17 protein-coding genes are annotated in these 23932 nt (G+C 43.0%); all 17 read right to left on the minus strand.

Annotated features, from left to right (window positions below; all coding sequences use genetic code 11):
• Nucleotides 1-16: 16 nt before the first annotated feature.
• The 17 genes from DWZ47_RS06020 to DWZ47_RS06100 all read right to left on the minus strand — a co-directional run bounded on the left by DWZ47_RS06020 (nt 17) and on the right by DWZ47_RS06100 (nt 23900).
• Nucleotides 17-2485 carry a glycosyl hydrolase 115 family protein gene (locus DWZ47_RS06020; protein ID WP_074635904.1) on the minus strand — a complete coding sequence of 823 codons (2469 nt, stop codon included), beginning with the start codon at nt 2483-2485 and terminating at the stop codon, nt 17-19.
• A 179-nt stretch (nt 2486-2664) separates the two neighbouring features.
• The gene (gene murQ / locus DWZ47_RS06025; RefSeq protein ID WP_117512552.1) at nt 2665-3471 is read right to left on the minus strand and encodes an N-acetylmuramic acid 6-phosphate etherase; all 807 of its coding nucleotides are present in this window, start codon (nt 3469-3471) and stop codon (nt 2665-2667) included.
• Between the two features lie 40 nt (nt 3472-3511).
• Complete coding sequence (locus tag DWZ47_RS06030) at nt 3512-4348, minus strand: ATPase (protein WP_009039792.1); 837 nt, start codon at nt 4346-4348, stop codon at nt 3512-3514.
• Nucleotides 4349-4361: 13 nt separating this feature from the next.
• Nucleotides 4362-5645, minus strand: a complete 1284-nt coding sequence (locus tag DWZ47_RS06035; protein ID WP_022199305.1) for an MFS transporter — start codon at nt 5643-5645, stop codon at nt 4362-4364.
• 14 nt (nt 5646-5659) lie between these two features.
• Nucleotides 5660-7009 (minus strand): SpoIID/LytB domain-containing protein, encoded by a 1350-nt coding sequence (locus DWZ47_RS06040; protein ID WP_117512553.1) that lies wholly within the window; start codon nt 7007-7009, stop codon nt 5660-5662.
• Nucleotides 7006-9471, minus strand: a complete 2466-nt coding sequence (locus DWZ47_RS06045; RefSeq protein WP_117512554.1) for a DUF4922 domain-containing protein — start codon at nt 9469-9471, stop codon at nt 7006-7008. The genes DWZ47_RS06040 and DWZ47_RS06045 overlap by 4 nt, the downstream gene beginning before the upstream one ends.
• Nucleotides 9471-10964, minus strand: a complete 1494-nt coding sequence (locus tag DWZ47_RS06050; protein WP_117512555.1) for a sodium:solute symporter — start codon at nt 10962-10964, stop codon at nt 9471-9473. The genes DWZ47_RS06045 and DWZ47_RS06050 overlap by 1 nt, the downstream gene beginning before the upstream one ends.
• 91 nt (nt 10965-11055) lie before the next feature.
• Nucleotides 11056-12330, minus strand: a complete 1275-nt coding sequence (locus DWZ47_RS06055) for a lamin tail domain-containing protein (protein WP_117512556.1) — start codon at nt 12328-12330, stop codon at nt 11056-11058.
• A 263-nt stretch (nt 12331-12593) separates the two neighbouring features.
• Nucleotides 12594-13628 (minus strand): DUF4857 domain-containing protein, encoded by a 1035-nt coding sequence (locus DWZ47_RS06060; protein WP_117512557.1) that lies wholly within the window; start codon nt 13626-13628, stop codon nt 12594-12596.
• Nucleotides 13629-13668: 40 nt separating this feature from the next.
• Nucleotides 13669-14337, minus strand: a complete 669-nt coding sequence (locus DWZ47_RS06065; protein ID WP_117512558.1) for a hypothetical protein — start codon at nt 14335-14337, stop codon at nt 13669-13671.
• Nucleotides 14338-14407: 70 nt separating this feature from the next.
• On the minus strand, nt 14408-15295 hold the full coding sequence (locus tag DWZ47_RS06070) for an ABC transporter ATP-binding protein (RefSeq protein ID WP_117512559.1): 888 nt from the start codon (nt 15293-15295) through the stop codon (nt 14408-14410).
• Nucleotides 15296-15317: 22 nt separating this feature from the next.
• A complete protein-coding gene (locus DWZ47_RS06075) occupies nt 15318-15884 on the minus strand; it encodes a PepSY-associated TM helix domain-containing protein (RefSeq protein WP_004305100.1) in 567 nt (188 codons plus the stop codon).
• Nucleotides 15871-16458: a hypothetical protein gene (locus DWZ47_RS06080; RefSeq protein WP_074635887.1), complete on the minus strand. Its 588-nt coding sequence runs from the start codon at nt 16456-16458 to the stop codon at nt 15871-15873. The genes DWZ47_RS06075 and DWZ47_RS06080 overlap by 14 nt, the downstream gene beginning before the upstream one ends.
• 202 nt (nt 16459-16660) lie before the next feature.
• Nucleotides 16661-18286: a fimbrillin family protein gene (locus tag DWZ47_RS06085; protein WP_004324550.1), complete on the minus strand. Its 1626-nt coding sequence runs from the start codon at nt 18284-18286 to the stop codon at nt 16661-16663.
• A 35-nt stretch (nt 18287-18321) separates the two neighbouring features.
• Nucleotides 18322-19833, minus strand: coding sequence for a DUF6850 family outer membrane beta-barrel protein (locus DWZ47_RS06090; protein ID WP_117512560.1), 1512 nt, complete (start codon nt 19831-19833; stop codon nt 18322-18324).
• Nucleotides 19826-21058: a DUF4876 domain-containing protein gene (locus DWZ47_RS06095; protein WP_042994036.1), complete on the minus strand. Its 1233-nt coding sequence runs from the start codon at nt 21056-21058 to the stop codon at nt 19826-19828. The genes DWZ47_RS06090 and DWZ47_RS06095 overlap by 8 nt, the downstream gene beginning before the upstream one ends.
• Nucleotides 21059-21062: 4 nt before the next feature.
• Nucleotides 21063-23900, minus strand: coding sequence for a TonB-dependent receptor (locus DWZ47_RS06100; protein WP_117512561.1), 2838 nt, complete (start codon nt 23898-23900; stop codon nt 21063-21065).
• Between the last annotated feature and the right edge of the window lie 32 nt (nt 23901-23932).

The raw sequence follows: 23932 nt of genomic DNA on the forward strand, positions 1-23932 counted from the left end.
TATTATATGTTTTGAATTATTTCAGTGTTTCCGGTGCTCCCAGATAGCTCGGTTGCAATCCGCCGGTATTGATTTGGATTTTCTCAATTACGATTCCCGGATCTAGCGGACGGATGCGAAGTGTATGTTTTCCTTCTTTTGCTAATAAATGATTAGAACGGGATTCGATAATCGGATTTGCCTGCCACTTGCCAAGTTCGCCCTGATAATGCCCATTGAAATTAATAATTTGTTCTTTATCTCCGTCAAGGCAGATTGCATATCTTAATCCTTTATTATCGTTGAAATTAAGGGTAGGGGCGAGTAAAAGTGTGACTTCTACGCTACCTGCTTTTTCTATTTCAATATCATATTCCAAGCACATTTTATCTGGAGTTTTAGTGACGGGAAGAGTCGTTACTCCTGATAATGTCTTTCCAAAATCGGGGATAAGATTCCATGTCGTTTCACCTTCTGCTATTGCTCGTGTGAAGTGCTCTGCTTCGATAGAAATATATCCGTTTGTCTCTATGAAAGTATACGTTCCCGCCTGTTCCGGAACTCGTGTGATCTTAGGCATTATTTGTTTGGGAGGATTATTCCATGAAGTATAACCTATATGAACTTGATCCATTAGGTGGTTCCACTTCCCTTTAGACATCACTTTATGGTAATAATGGGTTAGTAGAGAATCCCGCTCATAGCAGGCTACAACTTTGTCGGCCCATCGGTTAGCTTCCGTCTTTTGTTCGGCAGCAAGACGTTGGTTTTGGGCCTGTGCGTAATACATGTTGTACAAGTTGGCGCATGCTTGTACCGGAAATAAAATTAGTTGGTCGTATGCGTCTTTGTACGAGGCCGGCATTAGAAATCCTAGATTATGTGCATCCAATGCCAACAGATTATATTCATTTACTACCCGTTCCCATTCGTTATAATGAAAGCTGTATGTTTGGGCATTTAAGAGTTCCGGTGTCACACGACGATTGTATTTAGCATATTGGGAAAGAATACGGGCAGCTTCTTTCGCATATTTCTCACCGAATTGTTGGGCGCAGAAATCTTCTGTATGTCGTTGTAAGTTTTGGGCATTGAATTTTTCCGGATTCCATGCCATATCCAAGAAGAATGTAATAGGATATTCCATTGGTTTCAAGTCTCCTACATTTACAATCCATAGTTTACGTACTCCATATTCGTAGGTAAGATTCATTTGTTCCCATACACGTGGAATCGGACTGATATTGATCCATTTGGAGTTTCGTGGAGCTCCTACGTAGTCGAAATGATAATACATGCCATATCCGCCCGAACGTGGTTTTTCGTTTAGGTTAGGGAGCTTGCGCACATTTCCCCAGTTATCGTCACATAAGAGTAGAGTAATATCATCCGGTACTCGCATCCCTTTATCGTAATAGTCTTGTACTTCTTTGTAGAGCGCCCATACCTGTGGGGTGTTTTTAGCTTTTTTCTTGGTGACGGTTTCGATAATTTTTCGTTGGTCTTTGACGATATTTTCCAGTAGTGAGATATTGGCGCCTTCACTCATAGGCTCGTCGCCGTCACCACGCATACCTACGGTAACAACGGTTTCCCAATTTTTTACACGTTCCATTCCGGAAGTCCAAAAGTTACGAAGTTCTTTAGCGTTGTGATTGTAGTCCCATTCACCTTTTCCACGACGTTTCCAGTCTTGTTGTGCCAGTGCCATCGGTTCGTGATGAGAGGTGCCCATTACAATTCCCATCGTGTTGGCTAATTCTCCATTTTGTGGATCATCGTCGTAAAATGCGCTTGCCCACATGGCAGGCCACATAAAGTTACCTTTCAAACGCAATACCAACTCGAAGACATGTTTATAAAATTGGCTGTTGAATCCTCCGAACTTTTCTTGAGACCAGCTCCCCAGGCAAGGCCACTCGTCATTCAGGAAGATTCCCCGATATTCCACTTTCGGTTCTCCATCTGTGTATGTACCTGGTTTGATGTATATGTCCGTTTGTTTCTTGACGGGTACGTCTGCCCACCAATACCAGGGCGAGACTCCGATTTGTTTGGACAGTTCGTAAATACCGTAAATTGTTCCCCGTTTGTCACTTCCGGTAATTACAAGTGCTTCATCCACTCCTTCCAAAGGAGCGGTAACAACTTGCAGGATATATTTTTCGTTTTTGCCTTCCAGCTCTTTTCTATCTATTTTACCGGAGGCTATTAATTTTTGTATAAGTGGAGTTTGAAGGGTACCTATTAACAGGCATTGCTTGTCACTAGCCTTTGTGTTGATTTCGGATTGGCTACCGCAGACATTCAACAAATCCTGTTGTAGATTATCAATAGCCATTTTAACTCCTTTGTCTTCGTTTATATCCATCAGAATAGAACAAGGCTTTCCATTTTTTATTAATGGGAAATGGTGGTCAGCTGGTGTGAAAATAACGAATGTATCTGCTGCTGATATTAAAAGGCTGATTATTGAAAAATACAAGAATAGAAATACCTTCTTCATGGTTAATAAATAAAATGGTTAATCATAATTTATTTTCTTGTTTACAAAGGTAGGACATCTTAAAATAGAATGTACAAAGAAGATGTTTCTATTCCATATAACCGGTGTTACAATGTTATTCTGTACGTTTCATATTGCTTTAGAGGTGTTACATCTTGCTTATTGTGAGTATATAGATACTAAGAATGTTGATATGCATCAATAGCCTTTTTTACTGACCCATGAAGTAAAAGGAGTTTTTGCGCACGGTCATGGTCCAGTCCTAATTCATCCATAATCATCTGCGTCCCTCTTTCTATAAGTTTATGATTGGTCAACTGCATATTCACCATCTTATTTCCTTTCACCCGTCCTAGTTGAATCATGACGGAGGTACTAATCATATTCAGAATCATTTTCTGTCCGGTGCCTGATTTCATCCGGGAACTGCCTGTCACATATTCCGGCCCTACAATCATTTCGATGGCTACATCCGCTTCTGCCGCCATTGGAGAATCGGGATTACTGGTGATACAACCTGTCAGGACACCGTGTTTACGGGCTTCCCGTAAAGCACCGATTACGTACGGGGTAGTGCCGGAAGCGGCAATGCCGATAACGGTGTCTTTTTCGTTGATCTGGTGTTCGACGAGTTCTTCCCAGCCGCGATTTTCATCATCTTCGGCTCCTTCTACCGGATTGCGCAGGGCTGTATCGCCTCCTGCAATCAGTCCGATAATCCAGTTGGGAGACATACCGAAAGTAGGAGGAATTTCGGAAGCATCCAATACTCCTAGGCGACCGCTTGTGCCGGCCCCCATATAAAAGATGCGTCCGCCTTGTTTCATGCGGGGCACAATCTGATTGACAAGCTCTTCAATTTGTGGAATAGCCTTTTGTACGGCTAACGCTACTTTCTGATCTTCCTGGTTGATATCTTCTAATATCTCTCGCACAGATTTCTTTTCCAGATGATCGTAAAAGGACGGTTGTTCGGTTATCTGCATTTTTATAATTACTGGTTATAAATTACAATAGGTAAAAGAATTATTGTTGATGGTATTGAATCAGTCCTTCCATCGGACTTTGAAGAATCTTACCGATTTGAATACCTGTTGTTTGCGCAGCCTCCTGCAAAATCTCCTTGTAACAGTGAGCTACGGAACCAATAAAATGTACCGGATATTGCTTATAATCATATTGCATCACGTTTCTGCGGAGAAAAGCGATAAAGCTGTTGAGTACTAGTGAACGGATAGCCGGTTCTTCCAAGTGCTGTGCAAGGAAAGGGGAGAGACTAGCCAGAAAACGGTTCGGAAAGGGTTGGCGGTAAACGCGGTCGATGATTTCGGGGGCCGTCAGGTCGAACTGTTTTAAGAAAGCTTCTTTGATGGCAGGCGGAAGCTGGTTTTTCAGTACATCGCCTACCAGTAGTTTTCCTAAGACTGCGCCGCTTCCTTCATCTCCCAGGATGAATCCAAGAGGGGAGATGTTGTTGACAATCTCTTCACCGTTGTAGAAACAGGAATTGGAACCTGTGCCGAGGATGCAGGCAATCCCTGCTTCATGTCCGCATAGTCCGCGGGCAGCGGCAAGCATATCCGAGTAGGCTTTGATGTTCCCGATGACGGGCAGGCTGTCGGCAATAGCCCGCCGGAGGACGGGAGCTTTTTCGGGAGTGCATCCTGCACCATAAAAAAAGACGGAGTTGATCGTTCCTTCCGGTAGTTGTGGCAGAAGGGAATGTGTCAGCTCTTGTTGAATTTCTTCTTCTGATTGGAAGAAGGGATTAATTCCCTTCGTTCCCATTCGTTTGATTGGGGTGCCGTTGAAAACGATGCACCAGTCGGTTTTGGTGGAACCACTATCTGCAATGAGTATCATATCTTTGAGTTTTTTATTGTTTCTTTCCGAAAGAATCCTCCAGTCGGTTGCGAATCATTAATGAGGCGACGATACCGGGTAGGGTACAAATACAAACCCAGATAAAGAAGTTTGTGTATCCGAGGTGTTCCTGTATCCATCCGGCAGGCATCCCCGGAATCATCATGCCCAGTGCCATAAATCCGGTTCCGATAGCATAGTGCGCCGTTTTGTGTTCACCTTCTGCTATATAAATCAGATATAGCATATAAGCGGTAAAGCCGAAACCATACCCCAACTGTTCGATCGCTACACAAATGGCTATAAATATAGGATTGTCCGGAGTGGCGGCAGCCATCCATACATATAATAGATCGGGAATGTTGATGGCTAATGCCATGGGTAATATCCATTTCTTGAATCCGTCACGGGAAACGAGGAAACCACTAATGATTCCACCGAGCAATAAAGCTATGACACCTATGGTACCGTAGATCATTCCGACAGTTGCTGTGGATAAACCCAGTCCACCTTTATCGGTCGTGTCGAGCAGGAAAGGAGAAGCTATTTTGGCTAACTGTGATTCTCCCAACCGATAGGTGAGGAGGAAAAAGAACATGAGACCGAGGTTCTTTTTCTGAAAGAATGTGACAAAGGTCAGGAGAAAATCCCCCAACAACTTACCCGGTGTGAGTCCGGGACGTTTAATGTCCGAATCAGGATGGGGGAGGATAAGTCGATGATAGATAGTAAGAGCCAGAAATAATCCGGCAAGGAGGTAGAATGTAATACTCCATGCCAAGGGAATATTGTTCTGTGATGTTTCCAGCCATCCTGCCAGCATGACTAGAATTCCCTGCCCGAAAATATTGGCAAGCCGATAGAAAGTATTCCGGATACCGACAAAGAAAGATTGTTCCTTATTATTGAGCCCGAGCATATAGAAACCGTCTGCAGCGATGTCATGCGTAGCGGAACTGAACGCCAACAACCAGAAAAAGGCGAGAGTCAACTGTACATAATGAGCAGTCGGAATAAAGAAGGCTATTCCTGCAAATCCGGCAGCGATGAAACCTTGCATGGCAATAATCCAGGCGCGTTTCGTTTTCACCAAGTCGACGAAAGGACTCCATAGCGGTTTGATAGTCCAAGGAAGATAGAGCCAGGAAGTATATAAGGCTATTTCCGTATTGGATAATCCCAAACGCTTGTACATGATAACAGCAATCGTCATTACCGCTACGTATGGCAGCCCTTCTGCGAAGTAGAGGGTGGGTATCCAGCTCCAGGGATTTCTTTTTGTAGTGGGGGTTGTCATGGTATTATTCTTTTTTATTGATATTGTTTCTCGAGCGTACTGCCGGGGTAATAGTGAGACAGTATTTCTTCATATTTGTAATCTTGCTCTCCCATTACGGCAGCACCAATCTGGCAAAGTCCTACTCCATGCCCCCATCCGGCTCCGGTAAGGATGAATCGTGAAGGGATTTTATCCTTTTTATGTCCTTTTTCCTCATATTCCTTGTCTACTACGAAGGCGGAACTATACAGATGGGAAGTAGATAAGGTACGGCGTATTTCCAGTTCTTTCCCGATAATAAGCGTTCGCAAGGTTCCTACAATTTTCAATCGGACAAGACGTCCCGACGTTCCACGTTCTATAGGAATTAAATCCAGAATTTGCCCGAAGTCAATTCTCGAACGTTGATGAATCAGTGTTGAAAGTTCTTGTTGGGTATAGTTGACTTTCCAACGGTAGAAGTCTGCCGTTTCCTGATCGTAGTTGTTTAGTACTTGGCTTAGAATTTTCTTATCCTGCGTATTACAAAAAGCAACAGGTGAGGTACGTATCCATTTATCAGCTTCCGCCTCTATGGTCAAATCGGGAAGTTGTTTTTCAGTCTTGCTATCCCGTTGTCTGATTAGATAAGGATGCTTTACGTTTTCCCAACAATTTTGGAACTCTTCAAAAGCTCCGCCACAACATTTAGAGAAACGGGTATCACAAATCGCTCCTTTATACATCAGCACTTCCCCCCGCGTGGCGGAGACTGCTTCGATGGCTTGTGGTGTTGAGGCTCGTGTAATTCCCTGATAACGCTGGCAATGATCATCGGCACATACATCGAAATTTCTATGTGCTTCATGGTCATACCATTTTATAAATTGAGAATGGAGAGTGGAGAGTGGAGAGTGGGCTGCGCTATCCGGCTGCACAGTAACTCTCCACTCTCCATTCTCAACTCTCAACTTATTAAGTAGCCAGCTTCGGGAGATGACGGCGTGAGCCTTTAGTAGTTCTAAAGAAGCTGTTGCGCTCATTTCGGATGAAATTACACTGGTAAGATATTCCTCAATGGAAATCACATTGATGGCGGTTAGTTGTTCTCCTTCGATGATAATCTTTAATTCCCCTTTGAATTTCTGGACTTCTTTGCGTTCCCAATGGAAGTTGATTCCGATGGTCACATCTTTCAGTTCAAAGAAAGCATGCGCATTTTGTGGAGGAATGAAGGATAATTCGTCGTACTCTTTCCCTTGCCAATGAATCTTCCCATCCTGATAAATAACTTTCTGTGTTCCGGAAATTTTCGTTCCGACAGAAGAACTAAATTTCACCGGGAAAGAGAATTCAATCTCTTTCCCGGAAAGGATACCGACTGTTATTTGAGGTTGAGTCATAATACAGCTTTAATACGTTCTAGTATTTTTTGCAGTTTTTCTTTGGATATAGATATTTCCCGATAGATATCATATACCTTTTCAGGAGTCAGTTTCTCCATATCCTCTTCACGTACTATAGGGAATATGCCGTTCATTTCAGCAATAGCAGGACTGATGAGAATTTGTTCGTCTCCTTTTGCGTAATAGCAGTCGGGACGATGTTTGCTGCGTAAGAAGATAATACAATTGTAAGGGTGTTCGGCCACTGACTCAAATTGATCGTCGTAGTTCTTTCCAAAATGCTCTTTGGTGATTTCCAAACCATACCAGGCAAGAATATTCATCATTGGTTCTTTTCCGTTGTTATTGGCAGCTAAAATGTCGTAAATCAGATGAAAGGTTTTCGACATTGTTTTCTTATTTTTCGCCTGAATCCTGATGAAACTGTACGGGAAATCTTCATAACTAATTCGCACCTTGTCGTTATCTATTAAATCTATGTGATCGTAATATGATCCCTGCATACTTTCCTCTTTACTGCAAGCTTGAAAATGGGCATGATCGGGAGCGGAAGCTCCACATTCCGGTCCATTATACAAAAGGAAGTATTCTCTCATTATGTCGGTGAATTCTATCATATCTTTAAAACGCCCGGCTATGGATTGCGACTTGTGTTCCTTATCTACAATTGTAAAGTGGTGTTTAAATATGGGATAGGGATTAACCAGTATCTGATAATTCCTATAACTGATGAATTCTTGTTCCTGCGGTCGGTTTGTTTGGCAGAGGAAGCAAGGCCGTGAGTGAATGGAGGCAGTATCTGTCTGTGCGGTAGTCGAAAGAATACGTTTCGGATTAAGGAATAGGTTCGCATCTAAATATTGCTTACCAAACCATTTGGATATTTCTTTTGTTCGTGACCGATACTGTTTCAATGCCTGGTAATTCTCTTTGGCTAGTTCCCAAGAAAGAGTTTGCTTTTGGAATAACTGTTCGATTCTTTGCTGAATTTTCTCTAATGTCGTTTCTTGTTGCAGGATGCGCTGTTCCAATTCCCACGTACGAAGTCGGTCTTTATATAGATTATTCTGGTTGATTTTCTCAACAGGCAGTGCAGCATCCGAGTTGCCTTCCCAACGGCGGCAAAGGTAAATCACGTCGTATATTCTGCCTATCTGATAATCGTGTGAAATTTTCAATCCAAGGGCATAATCTTCTCCATAGCTTGTGTTCGGGACTTTGATTTCCCGAAGAATAGGTGTGTAGAATGCACGGGGAGCTCCCAGACCGTTGATACGTAATGCATTATTTCGTCCGTTGTCGGGTGTCCATTCCTTATGATCGATGATGCCGGGGGCAATTTCCTGCATATCAAAGTTAGTCATCATATAAGTGCCGATTACCATTGCACATTTCTGTTTATAGAAAGTATCAATAATGATTTGCAGGCTATGTTCGTTTTTATACACGTCGTCGCTATCAAGTTGGACGGCAAACTTTCCGCATTTCTCGTGATGGATACCTATGTTCCAACATCCGCCTATACCGAGGTCATCTCTTTCGGGAATGACGTGAATCAGCCGCTTGTCCGAACTAAGTTCACGGAGAACTTCACTGGTCCCGTCTGTCGAATGATTGTCGATGACAATGACATTGAACGGAAAGGTCGTTTGCTGGTTCAGTGCCGAGCGTACGGCATCTTTGACTGTACGAATACGGTTGCGTACGGGTATAATGACAGAAGCTTCATACTCAAAAGTGTGGGAAGAAAAGTCTACAGGACGGAAGATAGGATAAAGATATCCGCCAATTTCCTTCAAATGGTTGGTGCATGCCTGTTCCATTTCGATCTGTACCTGACGGTTTTTAGGGTCTACATAATCGAACTGCTTCTCACCGCTTTTCCGCTTGTCACTTTCTACTTCGGTATATAGATATTCGTTGATATGTACCAGTTTGCTCTTTTGGGATATTTTGAGTCTCAAATCATACAAGCCTGCATATTGATATTCCTCTTCCGTATTTTCTATAACTTCCTTGAATGCGTTGGCATTGAACAGTAAAACCGAGCCGAAATTGAAGTCGTCACGCAGGCTACCGGGTTGGTAATCAATGACCGGAGCTGTTTTTTGCACACCGTCTATCTGTTGGTAATGGTCTGCATATACCATGCCAGCTTGGGTCATTTCCATTACTTGAACCATTCTTTCAAGAGCGAACATGCCTATTTTTAGTGCAGTGTGTTTGGTATAGAGCAAGGTATATGTTTTATCAGAATGTTCTGCAATAGCTCGCATTGCTTGTGTAGACTGCATTTTCTCTACAGAGATGAGTTCGCATCCGGGAATACAGACATTGGTAATTGGCGATGCCAATAAATAAATTTTGTCTACCAGCGTCGATGCACGTAACTCCTTAACTGTTTGCACAGTTTCTTCCAACCGGCTGAAAGGAAGAAAACAGTTGATTGTTGTTTTCATTATTTTACTTTTTGTTTTGTAGTATGAGTTGTGTAAGATGTTTCTTTGTCTTGTCTTTTGATGAACAAACAAAGTCCAAGGAATGTGAACAGGGCATTGATTATCAACAACTCGTAACTAATTTGGTAACCGTTGAGCCATGCTTCCGAATTTCTTTGCAGGATATAGCAAAGAATAGGAGAAGCGATAGCTACCAACGGAATATATTTATCATAAACTTGTTTCTTGGTGAAGATGCCGAAAGCGAACAGTCCTAAGATAGGGCCATACGTATAACTGGCCAGTGTGTAAATCGCATCAATCACACTCGTGTTGTTCAGCAGATTGAATACGAAAATGACTGCTCCCATCACAACTGCCATACCGATATGTACATGTTTGCGTATTTGGCTAAGTGCCGCCTCTCCTTTTTTCTGTGCATGTAAAATATCTACAGTAAAGGAAGTGGTCAGTGCCGTCAAGGCAGAACCCGCTGCAGAATAGGCGGAGGCTATCAGTCCGATAATGAATAATATTCCGACTATGCCGGGAAAATAATTTCCGGTAGCAATCATCGGAAACAACTCGTCGCTTTTTTCCGGATTCTCAATGCCTTGCTGTGCTGTAAACGTATATAGCAGTACTCCCAGCATCAGGAAAAGCAGAATGACAAAGAACTGTGAGATTCCACTGGTAATCATATTCTTCTGTGAGTCCCGGAAGTTCTTGCAGCTAAGATTGCGCTGCATCATATCCTGGTCGAGCCCGTTCATGGCAATAACGGTGAATACACCTGCCAGGAATTGCTTGAAGAAATATCGTTTGTCATTGACATCGTCAAAAAAGAATGTCTTGGAAAAGTCACTGTCTGAAATCGTACTAATCAAACCACTGAAATTCAGATGGAGGCTGGAAGCAATATAATAGATGCAAAGTACAACTGACACTACCAGACAGAATGTCTTTAGAACATCCGTCCATATCAATGATTTCACTCCACCGCGGAAAGTGTAAAGCCATACGATAAATACAGTAAGAATTACGTTCAACAGGAATGGAAGATGGAAAGGATCGAAGATAAGAAACTGCAATGTCAGGCATACGAGAAAGAGCCGGACGGCTGCCCCTAGCATCTTTGAAATAAAAAAGAACCAGGCTCCCGTCTTGTAGGAAGAGCTTCCGAACCTGTTCTCCAGATATTCATAAATGGAAACCAGATTCATGCGATAAAAGAGGGGAACAAGTACAAATGCAATGATAATTTGTCCTACTATGAATCCCAGCACCATCTGCAGGTAAGAAAAGCTACTTGCCTGTACCATACCCGGAACGGAAACGAAGGTGACTCCGGAAATGGTGGAACCGATCATGGCAAAGGCAACGATATACCAGGCTGATTTACGGTTTCCTACGAAGAATCCTTCATTGTCGGCTTTGCGTCCTGCTATATAAGAGATAGTGAACAGGATGATAAAGTATGCCACAGTAGTAATAGATATAACGGCTGGACTCATATCTGCTGTTTAAATTCGTTTGAGGATGAATATCCGGAACTTGTTTACTTTGCCTACAAATGTAGGGAATTTATCATAGATATACATACTCTTACATATTTTTTATTCCGGGTGTGCCTCCGGTGGCATGTTTGGAGGAACGCCAGTTTTTGTTGAGCGAGGACAACTCCGGAGATTTCTTTTCAAGCGAAACGCCGGTTATTTTATCAATGGTGTGCATTTCATCTCTAAAACAACAAGTGTCAAAAGTATGTCCTGGTGCAGTCTCTTTACTACTTGAAAGTGCCAGATACCCGCCATTATTGTTCAGTGCCGGGAAGTTCGGTATAATTATTATATTTTCTCCACCGACTTTATGTTTCTGAACGACTCTGTTGAAGTATTTCGTGAAGCAAAGATATGCTTTGGCAGGAATGGTTAGGGGAGTAGAAGGACTTTCATTTTGAAGGATGGTAGTATTGTATATTGCCCCGTCTTTATACATCTTATATAGATAAAGTGCCGGTAAAATGATAGCCTGTTCAGTCGGATTGTAGATTTCTATATATTCTGCACCATCAGTAGCATTGTTATACATGATTTCGTTGAAAAGAAGCATACCTCTTACATCTTCCGGTAATTCGGGGGTGTCCGGATTGTCCGGAATGTCTGTTCCGGGGTTATCAGGCGTTTCATCAGGTGTAGTGTCCGTTTCTACGTCATTAGATAGCTGTATGTGATGGAATGTGAATCCTTTGCATCGTGTTTTGGTGTAGATACAGTATATGCCGCAACAGAGTGAAGTCTGTATATTCGTATCTTTCACTCGTTTTTCTTTTACGTATTCATTCTCGGAATCAAGCCGTGTCCAGAAAGTCCAGTAACCATAATTGTCACGTTCTACTTTTATATATAGTTTTGGTGAAGAGTCTCCTTTCATCAGTTCCCTTCCCGAAGCCAGTAGTTTAGACTGGTCTCCGTTCTGACGATAAAGAGTTACGTTATCTTTAACTCCTCCTATCTGAATATAATAGCCGTTTAAGTTACCGGAAAGAATGTTTGAGGAAGAAGTCAGGTAAAATCGTGCATAATTGTTGGCGGAGGGATTAAAGGTGAGGTGAACTCCAAATTCCCAACGGGTATTTTTTACAGAGGTAGAAGGAATGGTGACATAGGCTGTTCCGGCGTCTTCCTGTGGATCATTCAGATGGATTCCTTCTTTAGAATTGATGGTGAATTTGTCCATCTCTCCTTCCCAGGGAAGTTCGGGCGTGATAGTGTCTTCTCCTTCTAAATCTCCCTTTTCTTCGTCATCAGCAGGAAGCGAACAATTGTAGAACAACATAATAAAGAGACTTAGGAAAGCAAATGCTTGGTAAATTTTCATACGGTTTTTAATTTGAGTTTTTTTGTTTTTACCGTATTTGTTTGTGTATAATGCAGAAGCAATTGCGGTTTAAATGGTTGAATGAGTAGGCAAAGATAGACTTTCTTGCTGGAAAAGCCCCTATTTATTGAGGAAATGATTATGGATTCTTTTGTTTTCTGTAAATGCGCGAAAAGGAAACAGTGAGGGGTTATCAAAAGTCATATCTAATTTATTGACCTTTGGATAACCCCTCACCAATGTAACATTCAATTATTGAAGCATTATTCGAAGCGCGGCATTACATATTTATCTGTGTAAGATGTGAACGTAATACCTGGCATGGGATGAACGTTCGATTCATTCTCCAGCTTCTTTATCAGCGAATAATCGTTGGCATCCAATGCGTAATAATTATCAGAGGTCGGAGTAGTCACACGTACCGTCCAGTCGAACATATTACCGATAATGGTTAGTGCATCCGTTTCGGGATTGAATACCGGGATTCCTGTTTTTACGATTTCATACGTCCGATTCTGCAACACATAGAAGGCGTTGTTGACATCGGTCATAAAAGCAAGCGTCTTTTTGTTTCTGAACTCGGTCAGATACAGATGCTTTAACGTCAGTCCTTCAGGCAAGGTGATGGCACGGACATACGGACGCCCTTTCACCTGTTTCAGATGAAACAGACGGCGGTCGGCATCCAATAGAAGGTAACCTTCGTCATACTCCTTTTTCACCGTCGGATTTCCTACAATCTCCGTTGCCGGGAAACGAAAATCTTTCTTAGTCATAGCTTCGGTAAACTGAAGGCTTTTATCTTCCTTCACGCTGTTGGTAGCCATGTCGATGAATTCGATCCCTTTGGAGGTGATGCGGAATACATCATCCGGCATTTTTAAATCCACACGTCCTGACATGGATTCCATTAGCGGGTAAAGTCCGATAGAAGGCGCATTGATATCCGAAGGAACGCTGCGGAAGTTGAAGTTTTCCGTCTGCACCATTTTGGGAGTCACTGCGATTCCTTGAATGGTATCTGGAAAACGCTCGTCAGACATCAACTGGCGGAAGTAAAACATAGGCAGGATGCTGTCGAAAGCAGCTTCCGAATAAATGTTTCCTGCCAAGTCGCGACGCACGCTTCCTTTTCCCTCTTCCTGTCCCATCTGTGCGAAATCGCCAATGACGAAACTATATAGGGTAAAGGGAGTCTTCTCCGGCTTTACGACAAAGAAATTGTAACACCAAGGCAACTGCCAAAGAAGCAGGAAAGCGATGGTTACATATAATAGTATGGTACTGAAACGTCTCATTTCTCAATCTTTTAATTTTTAATCTTTAATTTTTAATTGTTTAGTCCTGCTTTCCGGCCTTAAATCGTACGATAGAAAGCCACGAGAAAGAAGCTGTCAACAAAGTATAAACCACTAAATAAGGGAGGAACTTGTTATATGCTTCCGGTGTGGGCGACAGAAAGAAGATCCGGAGTAACAATACAGCGATAATGAGATTCAGAATACGACGTTTCCATGCCGGTTCGAGGCAGATCCATGCGACGAGCAGGTAGCCGGAAATCCCGGCAAGATACCACGTTAAAGCGGTGAGCAATATGTGGTTCTTCAGTTCATGGGCAAGTATTCCGTTCAGGTATACTTCCATCAACAGGAAATTAGAAGCAAAACAGACAAGAATCAATATGAGTCCGGAGAGTAACATATTGCCCGTCATTTTTAGTTCCGGATAAGGCAGATGGAGAGTCAGTTTCAAACATTTGCGTTGCATCTCGGGGACAAACTGCACGATTGCCATCAGGATTCCGGCAATCAGGGGGATATATTGCAACATATCAATGAAGATAACATCGCGTTGCAGCATGACTTCCCATACATGAGCTGCCCCTTTCATTTCTACCACCCGGTTGATGCGAAGCATACAATAGCTTGTAAAACCAAGTGTGGCGAGCACGGCAAGCAGAAAATACCACCGTGTCTTTATCCATTCTTTATAAAATATAGCGTACATTTTTGAGGATTTATGATTTATGAATTATGATTTGTGGGTTACGAGTAGCCAATTCTTATTCTTAATTTAATCAGTATTTGCCTGTCAGGCCGATAAATGCATCCTCCAAATTTACCTGTTCACTATGAAAATTAGTGTAAGGCACTGACATTGATTTCAGTTTTGCTTCTGTCTCTGTCGGTTGCAGGAAGGAGAAAGTCTCCAACTGGTTTCGCATGACAGAAGGATGATAGAAATCATCAGACGCAGGAAGTTCATAACCTTCGGGAATAGTGAAAGTGTAGCGACGTCCTTTTTCCAGTAATTCGACGATTGGTTTCTGAATCAGTATCTTTCCGTAGTCCATGATAATACAGTCATCAACGAGTCGTTCCATATCCTGAATGATATGTGAGGTCAGGAAGACGGTTTTCCCTTCCGAGCGGGCATAGTCACGGAGATAGTCGACAAACAAGCGGCGGTAACCGGGATCGAGTCCGAGTGAGAAGTCGTCCAATACTAGAAGTTCCGGGTTTTGTGCAAGGATAAGTCCGAGGGCAACTTGTGAGCGCTGTCCGCATGACATACGTGAGATACGTTGTCCGGGAGCGACTTTCAACTTATTCATCAGTTCATAGTACGCTTCCTTTTTCCATTGACCGGGGTAGAAAGCTGCGTAGAATTTCTCTATCTCGGTGATGGTCATGAATTGATATTGCACATGACCTTCGATGAGCAGTCCGATATTGCGACGCAGAGCCGGTGCCATTGTCTGAATCTCCTGTCCGAAGATGCGACATTCCCCTGAACGGGGTTGCAGGTAACCGCTCAAGATATTGATAGTGGTGGTCTTGCCCGTACCGTTCTTTCCCAACAGTCCCAGGATGCGTCCTTTGGGTACTGTGAAACTAAGATTTTCGTAAATCAACCGTTTGCCGTAATAGTGCGTCAGATTGTTACATTCGATAATATGTTCCATTTGATTTTATCTGTTATTCTATTCAAAAGAAGAAAAGGAAAAGAATGGGAATCAAGATTCCGACAATGACTTCAATTCCTCCTCTGCCGATAATACCCTTATTTCCTTTCAGCATGATGATGCCGGAGAGAGTAATGATAATAAGAGCGATGGCGAAAATATCAGCAAAGTAAGTCCACCATTGTCCCGGGTTGTAATGTAAGCGGGACATTGCTCCGATAAGCGGGCGGCGGGTGACGGATTCATATACCGCTTCTCCTGTCTTCACGTTTACCAGGAGATTGGAGCCGCCTTTCAGGAATACTTTCATTACGTCCGTTTTCGGGAAGTAATATTTGGTATAGTTGCCGCTTTCTCCCAATGGTTCCAGGAGAGTGAGCACTTTCTCCTTATTCATTCCTGCTTTATCCGGTAGCTTTTCTGCTATCTTATACTCTTTCCGTGTGATGGAGAAGTTCGGATTAATAGTGTCACGGTGATTCATTACAATTCCGGAAATGGCATATATCAATACCATTCCGGAAAAGAAAAATGATAAGTCACGGTGTATGAGCCGACTCCACTTACGGATGTTACTACTCCACTTCATACGAGTCAGCTTCCATGAAATAGAAAGATAAATACTCTTTTCCTGTTTCTGCCTTGCGGTCGGCTATTTTTGCACGGAAATCTGCAATGCGGGCTTCAGGGCTGTTGGCTGTTTCACCACGTGCTTTCTTTTCAGAGTCGCATCCGGCTTCACCGGTTCCGTGTTTCTCGGCAGCCTGTGCTTTGAGTTGCGCTTCCCAGTTCTGGAGGTAGGCTTCGTCAATGCGTTGTTCTTTCAGTGTTCCGGTAACACGAACGATGGAGTTCACGCATTTAGGATCGAATGCTCCCAAAGTGCCCGCTTCTACACGGATCACTTGGGTATCGTCGCTACCCATCAGGAAGATTTTCTTTGCGCCATGTTTGCAGGTATGTGTGCAGACGCCTTCAATGGTCACTTCTTGTCCTGCAAGGCTTTCGGCATTGGCAAGAAGAGAATCAATTTCCAAGGCGGAAGATGCAGACTGTTCTGTAGTCGCTTCTGATGCGCTTTTCTGTTGTTTGTTACCACATGAAGTTCCGATAAAAGTCATTGCCACGATGGCAATTGCGATTGTTAGCTTTTTTGTTTTCATTGTTATTGCTTCGTTTTTATATAGTTTGTAATCTGTTTTTCGTTTGTTTATAGCTTATCGTAGTTCGCCTTACGGGCGAGGGGAGTAGCCTTACTTGAAACTTTTAGTTTCCCAGTGTGAAACTGGTAGTTTCAAACCTTGAAACTGTTGGTTTCTCACCGAGAAACTAAAGGTTTCAAGGCATGAAACAAATATTAGTCTTTTAGTTGCCGGCTTGATCCCTTATGCAACGAACTTGCATACCGGCTTTAATGCTAACATAAGATAATGATAATCTGCCTTCCGGATACTTGGTTGCATTGATTGTACTCATTAATCCAAAGAACTGTATATTGGTTAGTAGGCCGCTGGTACTATTGTATATGGGTTTGTAGGCGGTCGAAGTCATGAGATAATTCATTGCCGGTTTTCCATGCCACGCAGCTTGAATCTTGGCGTCATCTGCTATTGCAGTTTTTTGGTAGCTGCCGGCGCCTGTAAGACTTGTTGCCATACGAACACCGGAGAATTGGTAATTGAATCCTGCATCCATCAGTGATGATATTTTGGCTCCATCATAAGCTGTATCATAAAAAAGAGCTTTATCACCATCAGCCGGTACCTTGCCGTCGGCATCATTCGTTGTTTTTCCTACCAGATTAAAGTACTCCAGACGTGTCGGTATGTGCCATCCTTTCGGGCAGATTCCTTGTGCTCCTTCAAAGGAGGTCAGATTACTATCAGTAATTTCTTTACCACCCAGTGCAGCCTGGAAATCATATAGATAACCTAATTCTTTTATGGCACTTTCTTTTGTTGTAGCTACGGTTGCACCGTCGGCTGTGATTTCATACGGATACCAAACATGGCTATCAGCAGTTGGATCACTTGAAGGAGTATACCCTTTCGGTAAATAAATAAGCGGTTCAGCCATCCATGTCGTACCGTTTGAGAGAGTTACAGTCTTATATTTTACATTATCATACAGGAAATAGTTCTGATCGAGATGTTCCTCGAAAGGAATCTCATTATCAGCTCCAATTTCACCCTCATCTGTCCAGTTTTCAATGTCACCACTAAGTTTGACTTCTATATCGTCAGGTAACACGCGAATGTTCACACTGTATTGTCCTCCTTGTGCCAAAGTGGTAGATGTGAGCTTCTGTGACAAGGTCTTGCCGTCAGATGTTGCTACTTCAAGCGTCAAGGCTACTGTTTGGGGAACGATAATGGCGCGGTATGTCTCATTCGCTTTAACGGCTTGTGCAACAATGCTTGTTGCGGAGGCGTTTGCATCAGCAGTCACTGTGAGAGCACTCAAATCAAGAGTTGCAGTCGGGATGGAACCTTTCAATGCGATAGACGAGATGTTAGCTTCTACTTCCTTTGTTACATTAATCACTAATTTAGTAAACATGTGTTTGAAGTTCATGCTTATAACGTTGGTAGTCGGAAGTACATCCGATTTCTTTGCTGCCATAAAATCTGACGCTCCATATCCACTAGTCTGATCGGTTTCAACAGTAAATGAAGCCGGAGTATTACCCTCCTTATAGGGATAATAGGCTACTATTTGCGATTTGTCATTTCCTTCCGGGTACCAGAGTAAATCGCCTGCAAATACTCCGTCATTGTATGTCATCTGTTTATTCTCTGCATATACGAAGTCACCGTTTTGGGTGATTGTAACACCGATTTTATCTCCGGTCTCAAAGTTAACTTCCGTAGCACGTGTAATAATAGGAGAGATAGTAATGCGACTGTTTGCAGGAGTCGTAGCTTCGTTCTCTTCCTGTTGGCAAGATACCAAAAGCGCTGCTGCGAAGATAAATGTCAAACTCTTTTTCATTGCTTAATAATTTAGTTTATTTATATTCATTGTTTTCAAAAAGTATATCCTAATTTGATAGTCTCGTTCCAACGGTTCGAACCATCTATATATTGCAGGTTGAAACCGTGCGTATAACTACCTTCTACTTCCGCATAAATTCCATAGTTGAAATGATAGCGCAATCCGAGATGAAATGTCGCTTGTGGGGCGGTTGCATATTCATTTTTCAGATTGTAATAATCAGTCAGCCGATAAGGCGGATCACCCGGTTCCGTATCTGTTGCCGTAGTCCTGTTTTTCTCGGTAAAGTTTCCTATGGCAAAGGATGCAGCCGCTTTCAGGTCGAGTTTCCCTAGATGAAATACGCTGGAGATATAAGTCTGGTTACAAATCATCTTTTCCGAAACCACATAAGGATACATCTGTGTGGTCAGTCGTCTGAATGTTGATATATTCGTTCCCAGGCGAAGTTCCGTGCGGGGACTAATCAATTCATATTCGGGATTAGCAGAGAAAACATCCTGCTCAAAAATACGATTGGAACCGTGTACGTGAGTGGTCGTTATCCCGTTCACAGTTTCTTTGGTTATCACATTTTCGTTGTTGACCAGATGTGACCATTGCAAGTTCAGTCGCAGAAAATGCTCTTTCTTTCCCTGTTTGAAATGATAACTCAAATGGGAGGTAATTCGGTGGGTTGGAAATTTAAACCAGATAGCATCTCTTTCACCGGCAGAACCTGAAGAATACGTGTATTCAGCATCTCCGTAAAATCCTTTCCATTGAAGTTGCAAGGCTCCCCCGTTCGACAATTCTTTGATGGGGAAACCGTTGACACCCGATTCACTAAGATGGATTCCACTCCCGTCCCATGCTTCGTAAGCTCCATACATAAGTCCTTTATCCAGAAAAGCATTGTAAGAGTTTTCGGCTGTACCGATGACTTCTGCTTTCACTGATTCACTGTTTTTACCGAGAATATAGGAAAAGCCGATCGCCATATCTCCCGAATGATACATGACGCTGGGGGCTATTTTCAAATCCAGTCGGTAATTGGTATGCCGCAAGTCCTTTCGTTTGGAATAGTTGGAAGCGGCAAAGTCTATCTTTCCTCCTAATCGCCAGTTGGGTGAAATATCAGTTGCAATACCACCCATGAAAGCGTAAGTTTGCAAGTCTTTACGTCCGGGTGTGAACTCCAGGAGGTCTACGGGATAAAATCCTGGGTGGATAAACATCGAACCGCTCATATCCTTGCCTGAAGTATGATCGAATGAGAACGAACCCGTCAGTGAATAACCTTTCAGATGAGTGATGGACTTTGCTACCGCTCCGGCACTCCATGCTTCTTTTGCTTCGTAATAGTTGCGGAAATCACCGTGGTTATTCTTTCCGTACAGTTCGGCATAGGAAGCAGAAATACTGTCCATCATGATACCTGTGACATTTGCCCCGGCATTCCAGGAGTTACGCCGTTCGATGATGTCATAAGTCTGTGCCGAAACTCCGGATGTCAGACATAGAATCCAAAGACCTGTTATATATATTTTCTTCATCTCACTCATGCAAAGATTGTTTTTCCCGTTCATAAAAATCGGTAGAAGAGTTGTTTGTATCTACCAGTACTTCGTAACCCGCTTCCTGTGTCGCTTCTTCATCCACATGACGGTATAAACTGCGTCCGTTGTATGTGGCACTTTGAGTGACATATCCCGCATCGATGGATGGAGAAATACGCTTTTTATTGTTGGAGGAACCGCCATAATATACTTCCGTGCCATCAATCACCCAATCGAGTGGTACCGCTATCACCTGATCCGTAGTGCTTCCCGGTTTTTGTATGATACTTCCCTCTTTAAGAACAAAGTCCTGTATCGTGGTATCCTTGGCTTTAAAAATAACCGCGGCAGGAGAAAATATCGAGAATGAATAGGCGTTCGCCTGGCCAGTCTTCAACACTACGTTCAGGTAATGATCCGGTGTGATCTGGTCGCCCGGAGCCGGATGATACTGTGTGTTCGGAAAATAAACATTATTATAGCATACAAAATATCCGGGTTTGTTCAGGTTGACAGATTGCGGATATTGTGCCGCATGGTCAACCGCTCCGTTGATGGCAATCACTGCATCTTCTCCCGGCTGAAGCGGGAACGTTTTACCGGTACCGCCAAATTGCCAGATACACTGAACGATGGGAGCGAAGTCCTTGAAGATAGTTGCTCCGGTTGCTTCATCCTGTGTCACCCATACATTAGTGGCTTGTGAATTGTAAGGGTCGAGTGCTCCGAAGCATAAACTATCCAGATATTGCACTTCCGAGTCGTTATTATGCAGGATAATGTACTTGTCGGATTGATAATTTCCTTCCAGCGGTAACTTTGTGCATCCTCCGCAGTAAATCTCTTTAATAATGATCGTCCCGGCCTTGGAATGAATGAGCGGGAGATTAAGAGATATGTCTCCGCTGGTTAGTTTGACATTATCAGCTAATCCGTTGAAAATATCCTTTCCGCCTTTGTCGCTGACTTGTACGCGGTATATACCTTTGGTCAAAGAGAATTGCGCCACTCCATTCTTATCGGTTTTAGCCTTGTAAGAATTTCCACGGTCGACATCTTCAATCTTTACGGTCACTCCTTCCCGGAGATGATCCGTGTATCCGTCCGGATATACGGCAGTAACCTGCAGGCTGTGCAACTGGTTGTCATACGGATTCTCTTTATCGATATCTGTGCATCCCGCAAAGATGCCAGTCACTGTTAGTAATAATATGTAGATGAATTGTTTCATATAGTTAGAATTTGATACGGCAAGTAAGTCCATAATAGAAATCCGGGGTGAAGAGAGCGCTTACACCCGTTGCATGAGATTTTACATAAGGCCGTGAGTTGGTGAAATTAATCGCATTGAGAGAAAGAGATACATAGTCTCCAATCTCTTTGGTGATATTGATATTGGCAGAAAAATAAGGATCATATCCGTCTGCTGCAAATGTATAGGCATTGCCCGATTTGCGTATCAGGTAGGAGAATCCCGGATTCGCGGCTTCCGCTGATGTGAAAGGATGCATCTCATTATTCAGGTCGAGGTATGCTACCGGCCAGATAGCGGTATAAGAGTTACCGTCATAGATACTTCCCCCGGTTTGGGTATTACTGCTTTCGCTCACATTGAAAGCATATTCTTTTCCTTGATACTCGGAGATGTTCTGCGAACGCTTCACAAGCGAAGCTTCCAGTCGGCACGAGATAATCAGTCTGGCTTTCGGAATACGGGTGATGGCTGTGATATTGGCATCCAGCGAGTGGGTACGTTTGCCGTTGGCGGTAGTCGATAAGTTGTCGCCGTTGGCGTAGATACCTACATATTGGTAAGAACGATTGGCAAGACTGGTATGCGACCATCCATTCTGATAATAATACGATAAAGAGTTGTCGATGTATTTCGTATAAGTATAAGCGGCATCTACCCGGAATTGCGTGCGAATCGGAGTAATTTCCGGGAAATCAACAATCATTTCCGCTCCGCGACGAATCACGTCCATTCCATTGTCGGGAGAAGTTGACTTTACAAAAGTCTGGTCGGTCACTTTGACATCCATAGGAGTCCAGTAACTGGATGCATTGTCGCGTATGTAAACCATCCCTGTCTGGTTATCTACATTGATTTGCGGGTTAGTCGGCATAGTGAATCCATCCGGCAATTGGAGCACATCATAGGAGAACGGAGTATAAGTACTTGCGTATTTATACGGCAGCTTGGTACGGTTGAAATAACCGACTAATGAAATCCGGGTACGGGCAATGTTGACGTCCAGACCGATTTCTGCGTTCTGATTCCGTTGCCAGCGTAGGTTTTCATTGTGCAATAACGTGTAGGGCTGACTATAATATATATAAGATGATTCAATCTTATTATAGGAAAAGCCGAAGGTCTGTATGTCCCGATATTCCTGTTTGGGATACAAGGTATAGAAAGAGGGAAGTTTTTCGGTAATTCCCCAACCGCCACGGATAGCGATATGTTCGTTCAACTGCCATCTGGCATTGAAACGTGGTGAAAGAGTATTCAGGTTCTTATATTTCGTTCCCTTGATAAACAAATGTTCCCAACGTACCCCTGCCATCAGTCTAAGCATGGTATTTCCCACAGGAAATGACAGACTTTCTTCTGCATAAAGCGAAACATTATGCATATATGGATAAGTAGTGTAAGGACGGGGACGATAACCGTTTGGAGCCAATGATGGGTCTTTGTAATATTCTCCTTCACCCACATTGCCTGTTGCTTTCCATTGAACACCCGCTTTCAGGTTGCTGTTTACAGTCTTAAATCGTCTGTTCCATTCATATTTTAACGATGCGGCATAATCCAGTTCTTTGGAGTCGATGATTTGGTCGGCAAAGTAAGTATATGGCAGTTTGTTTGCCATAAAATATCCTTCCTCTGTGGCATGAACAGCCGGTTGCTCCGATGCATAGGAGTAGAACGTATGCGCGTGGGAGTTGTTATCATTGTAGTATATTGATGCGTCGAACTTAAGGTTGGTTATCCACGATTTGTTGAGCAGCCAGGCCAGTGAAGTGTTTGTCCGGAATACGTTATCTCTCACTTTGTTGTATTCTCCCGAATAGGCATCAGGATCATCTTTGGTATTCATTCCTCCGATATTGCCTGTAACACCGATGTCGAATCTCAATACGTTGCGGAACGTGTTGCTATATCCGGCAGAGAATCCCCTTCTTGTATAAGAAGAATAGGGAGATACCAACTTTTGAGTAGCCTTGGTCCACTCACCGTTTATGTTGATGACTCCTTTATCGTTTCCTAAATCCAATCCTTTAGCAAATGAAACCTGTTCGGTGCGAGGATTGATAGACAGCAATATGTTCCAGGGTGTTTTCCCTTTCCGGGTGTGAATCTTGACCATACCACTATTCAAGTCTCCATATTCTGCCGAAGGCACTCCGGTGATGACTTCCACCGATTCAATATCTGCAACAGTGATATTCCGGGTATCCACTCCGCTCATATTGCCAAACGAACCATTGTTTCCAATACGAACCCCATCCACTTCTACGGCTGTTCCAAATGCGGCATTACCGGCTGTTGACCCTCCGTCGCGTAATGAGAAGATATTATTGGTGGTAAGATCCGGCACTTTAGTTTTTCCTCCCGGAAGGAGAGCGGAGATATCGCTCACGTTGGACACCTGTAGATGTTCCAATGCATGATTTCCGATAGTGAGCGTCGTGTTTAATTCATTTTTGGGTGCTTGTGCAGTGACGACTACATCATCCAGTGCAAGTGTATTTTCTTTGAGTATGATAGGAAGGTTATTGATATTGCTGCGTACATTTACGGGAATTGTTGCCGGTACATAACCAAGAAAAGAAACCTCCAGATTATATTTTCCCTCCTGTACTCCTTGTATCGTAAATTCTCCTTTCTGATTGGATACGGCCCACAAATAGGTACCTTTAATGAGAATAGAAGCACCAGGCAAAGGGGAATTCGTTTTTGCCTCGGTCACACGTCCCGAGATTGTATAGATGTTTGAATTAGCTGCGGCCTCAAATAAATTGAAAAATAGTAGCCCCCAGAATGCTATATTAAAAAGACAATATTTCATAGATAAGTTTTGCGCAAAATTCGATAAAAAGT

This window comes from Bacteroides sp. AF32-8BH, from assembly GCF_003435205.1.
Taxonomy (GTDB): Bacteria; Bacteroidota; Bacteroidia; order Bacteroidales; family Bacteroidaceae; genus Bacteroides; species Bacteroides ovatus.

Bases quoted from the DNA above. Each gene is read 5' to 3' on its own strand.
- DWZ47_RS06020 (WP_074635904.1), bottom strand. From the start codon at position 2,485: ATGAAGAAGGTATTTCTATTCTTGTATTTTTCAATAATCAGCCTTTTA.
- murQ (WP_117512552.1), bottom strand. From the start codon at position 3,471: ATGCAGATAACCGAACAACCGTCCTTTTACGATCATCTGGAAAAGAAA.
- DWZ47_RS06030 (WP_009039792.1), bottom strand. From the start codon at position 4,348: ATGATACTCATTGCAGATAGTGGTTCCACCAAAACCGACTGGTGCATC.
- DWZ47_RS06035 (WP_022199305.1), bottom strand. From the start codon at position 5,645: ATGACAACCCCCACTACAAAAAGAAATCCCTGGAGCTGGATACCCACC.
- DWZ47_RS06040 (WP_117512553.1), bottom strand. From the start codon at position 7,009: ATGACTCAACCTCAAATAACAGTCGGTATCCTTTCCGGGAAAGAGATT.
- DWZ47_RS06045 (WP_117512554.1), bottom strand. From the start codon at position 9,471: ATGAAAACAACAATCAACTGTTTTCTTCCTTTCAGCCGGTTGGAAGAA.
- DWZ47_RS06050 (WP_117512555.1), bottom strand. From the start codon at position 10,964: ATGAGTCCAGCCGTTATATCTATTACTACTGTGGCATACTTTATCATC.
- DWZ47_RS06055 (WP_117512556.1), bottom strand. From the start codon at position 12,330: ATGAAAATTTACCAAGCATTTGCTTTCCTAAGTCTCTTTATTATGTTG.
- DWZ47_RS06060 (WP_117512557.1), bottom strand. From the start codon at position 13,628: ATGAGACGTTTCAGTACCATACTATTATATGTAACCATCGCTTTCCTG.
- DWZ47_RS06065 (WP_117512558.1), bottom strand. From the start codon at position 14,337: ATGTACGCTATATTTTATAAAGAATGGATAAAGACACGGTGGTATTTT.
- DWZ47_RS06070 (WP_117512559.1), bottom strand. From the start codon at position 15,295: ATGGAACATATTATCGAATGTAACAATCTGACGCACTATTACGGCAAA.
- DWZ47_RS06075 (WP_004305100.1), bottom strand. From the start codon at position 15,884: ATGAAGTGGAGTAGTAACATCCGTAAGTGGAGTCGGCTCATACACCGT.
- DWZ47_RS06080 (WP_074635887.1), bottom strand. From the start codon at position 16,458: ATGAAAACAAAAAAGCTAACAATCGCAATTGCCATCGTGGCAATGACT.
- DWZ47_RS06085 (WP_004324550.1), bottom strand. From the start codon at position 18,286: ATGAAAAAGAGTTTGACATTTATCTTCGCAGCAGCGCTTTTGGTATCT.
- DWZ47_RS06090 (WP_117512560.1), bottom strand. From the start codon at position 19,833: ATGAGTGAGATGAAGAAAATATATATAACAGGTCTTTGGATTCTATGT.
- DWZ47_RS06095 (WP_042994036.1), bottom strand. From the start codon at position 21,058: ATGAAACAATTCATCTACATATTATTACTAACAGTGACTGGCATCTTT.
- DWZ47_RS06100 (WP_117512561.1), bottom strand. From the start codon at position 23,900: ATGAAATATTGTCTTTTTAATATAGCATTCTGGGGGCTACTATTTTTC.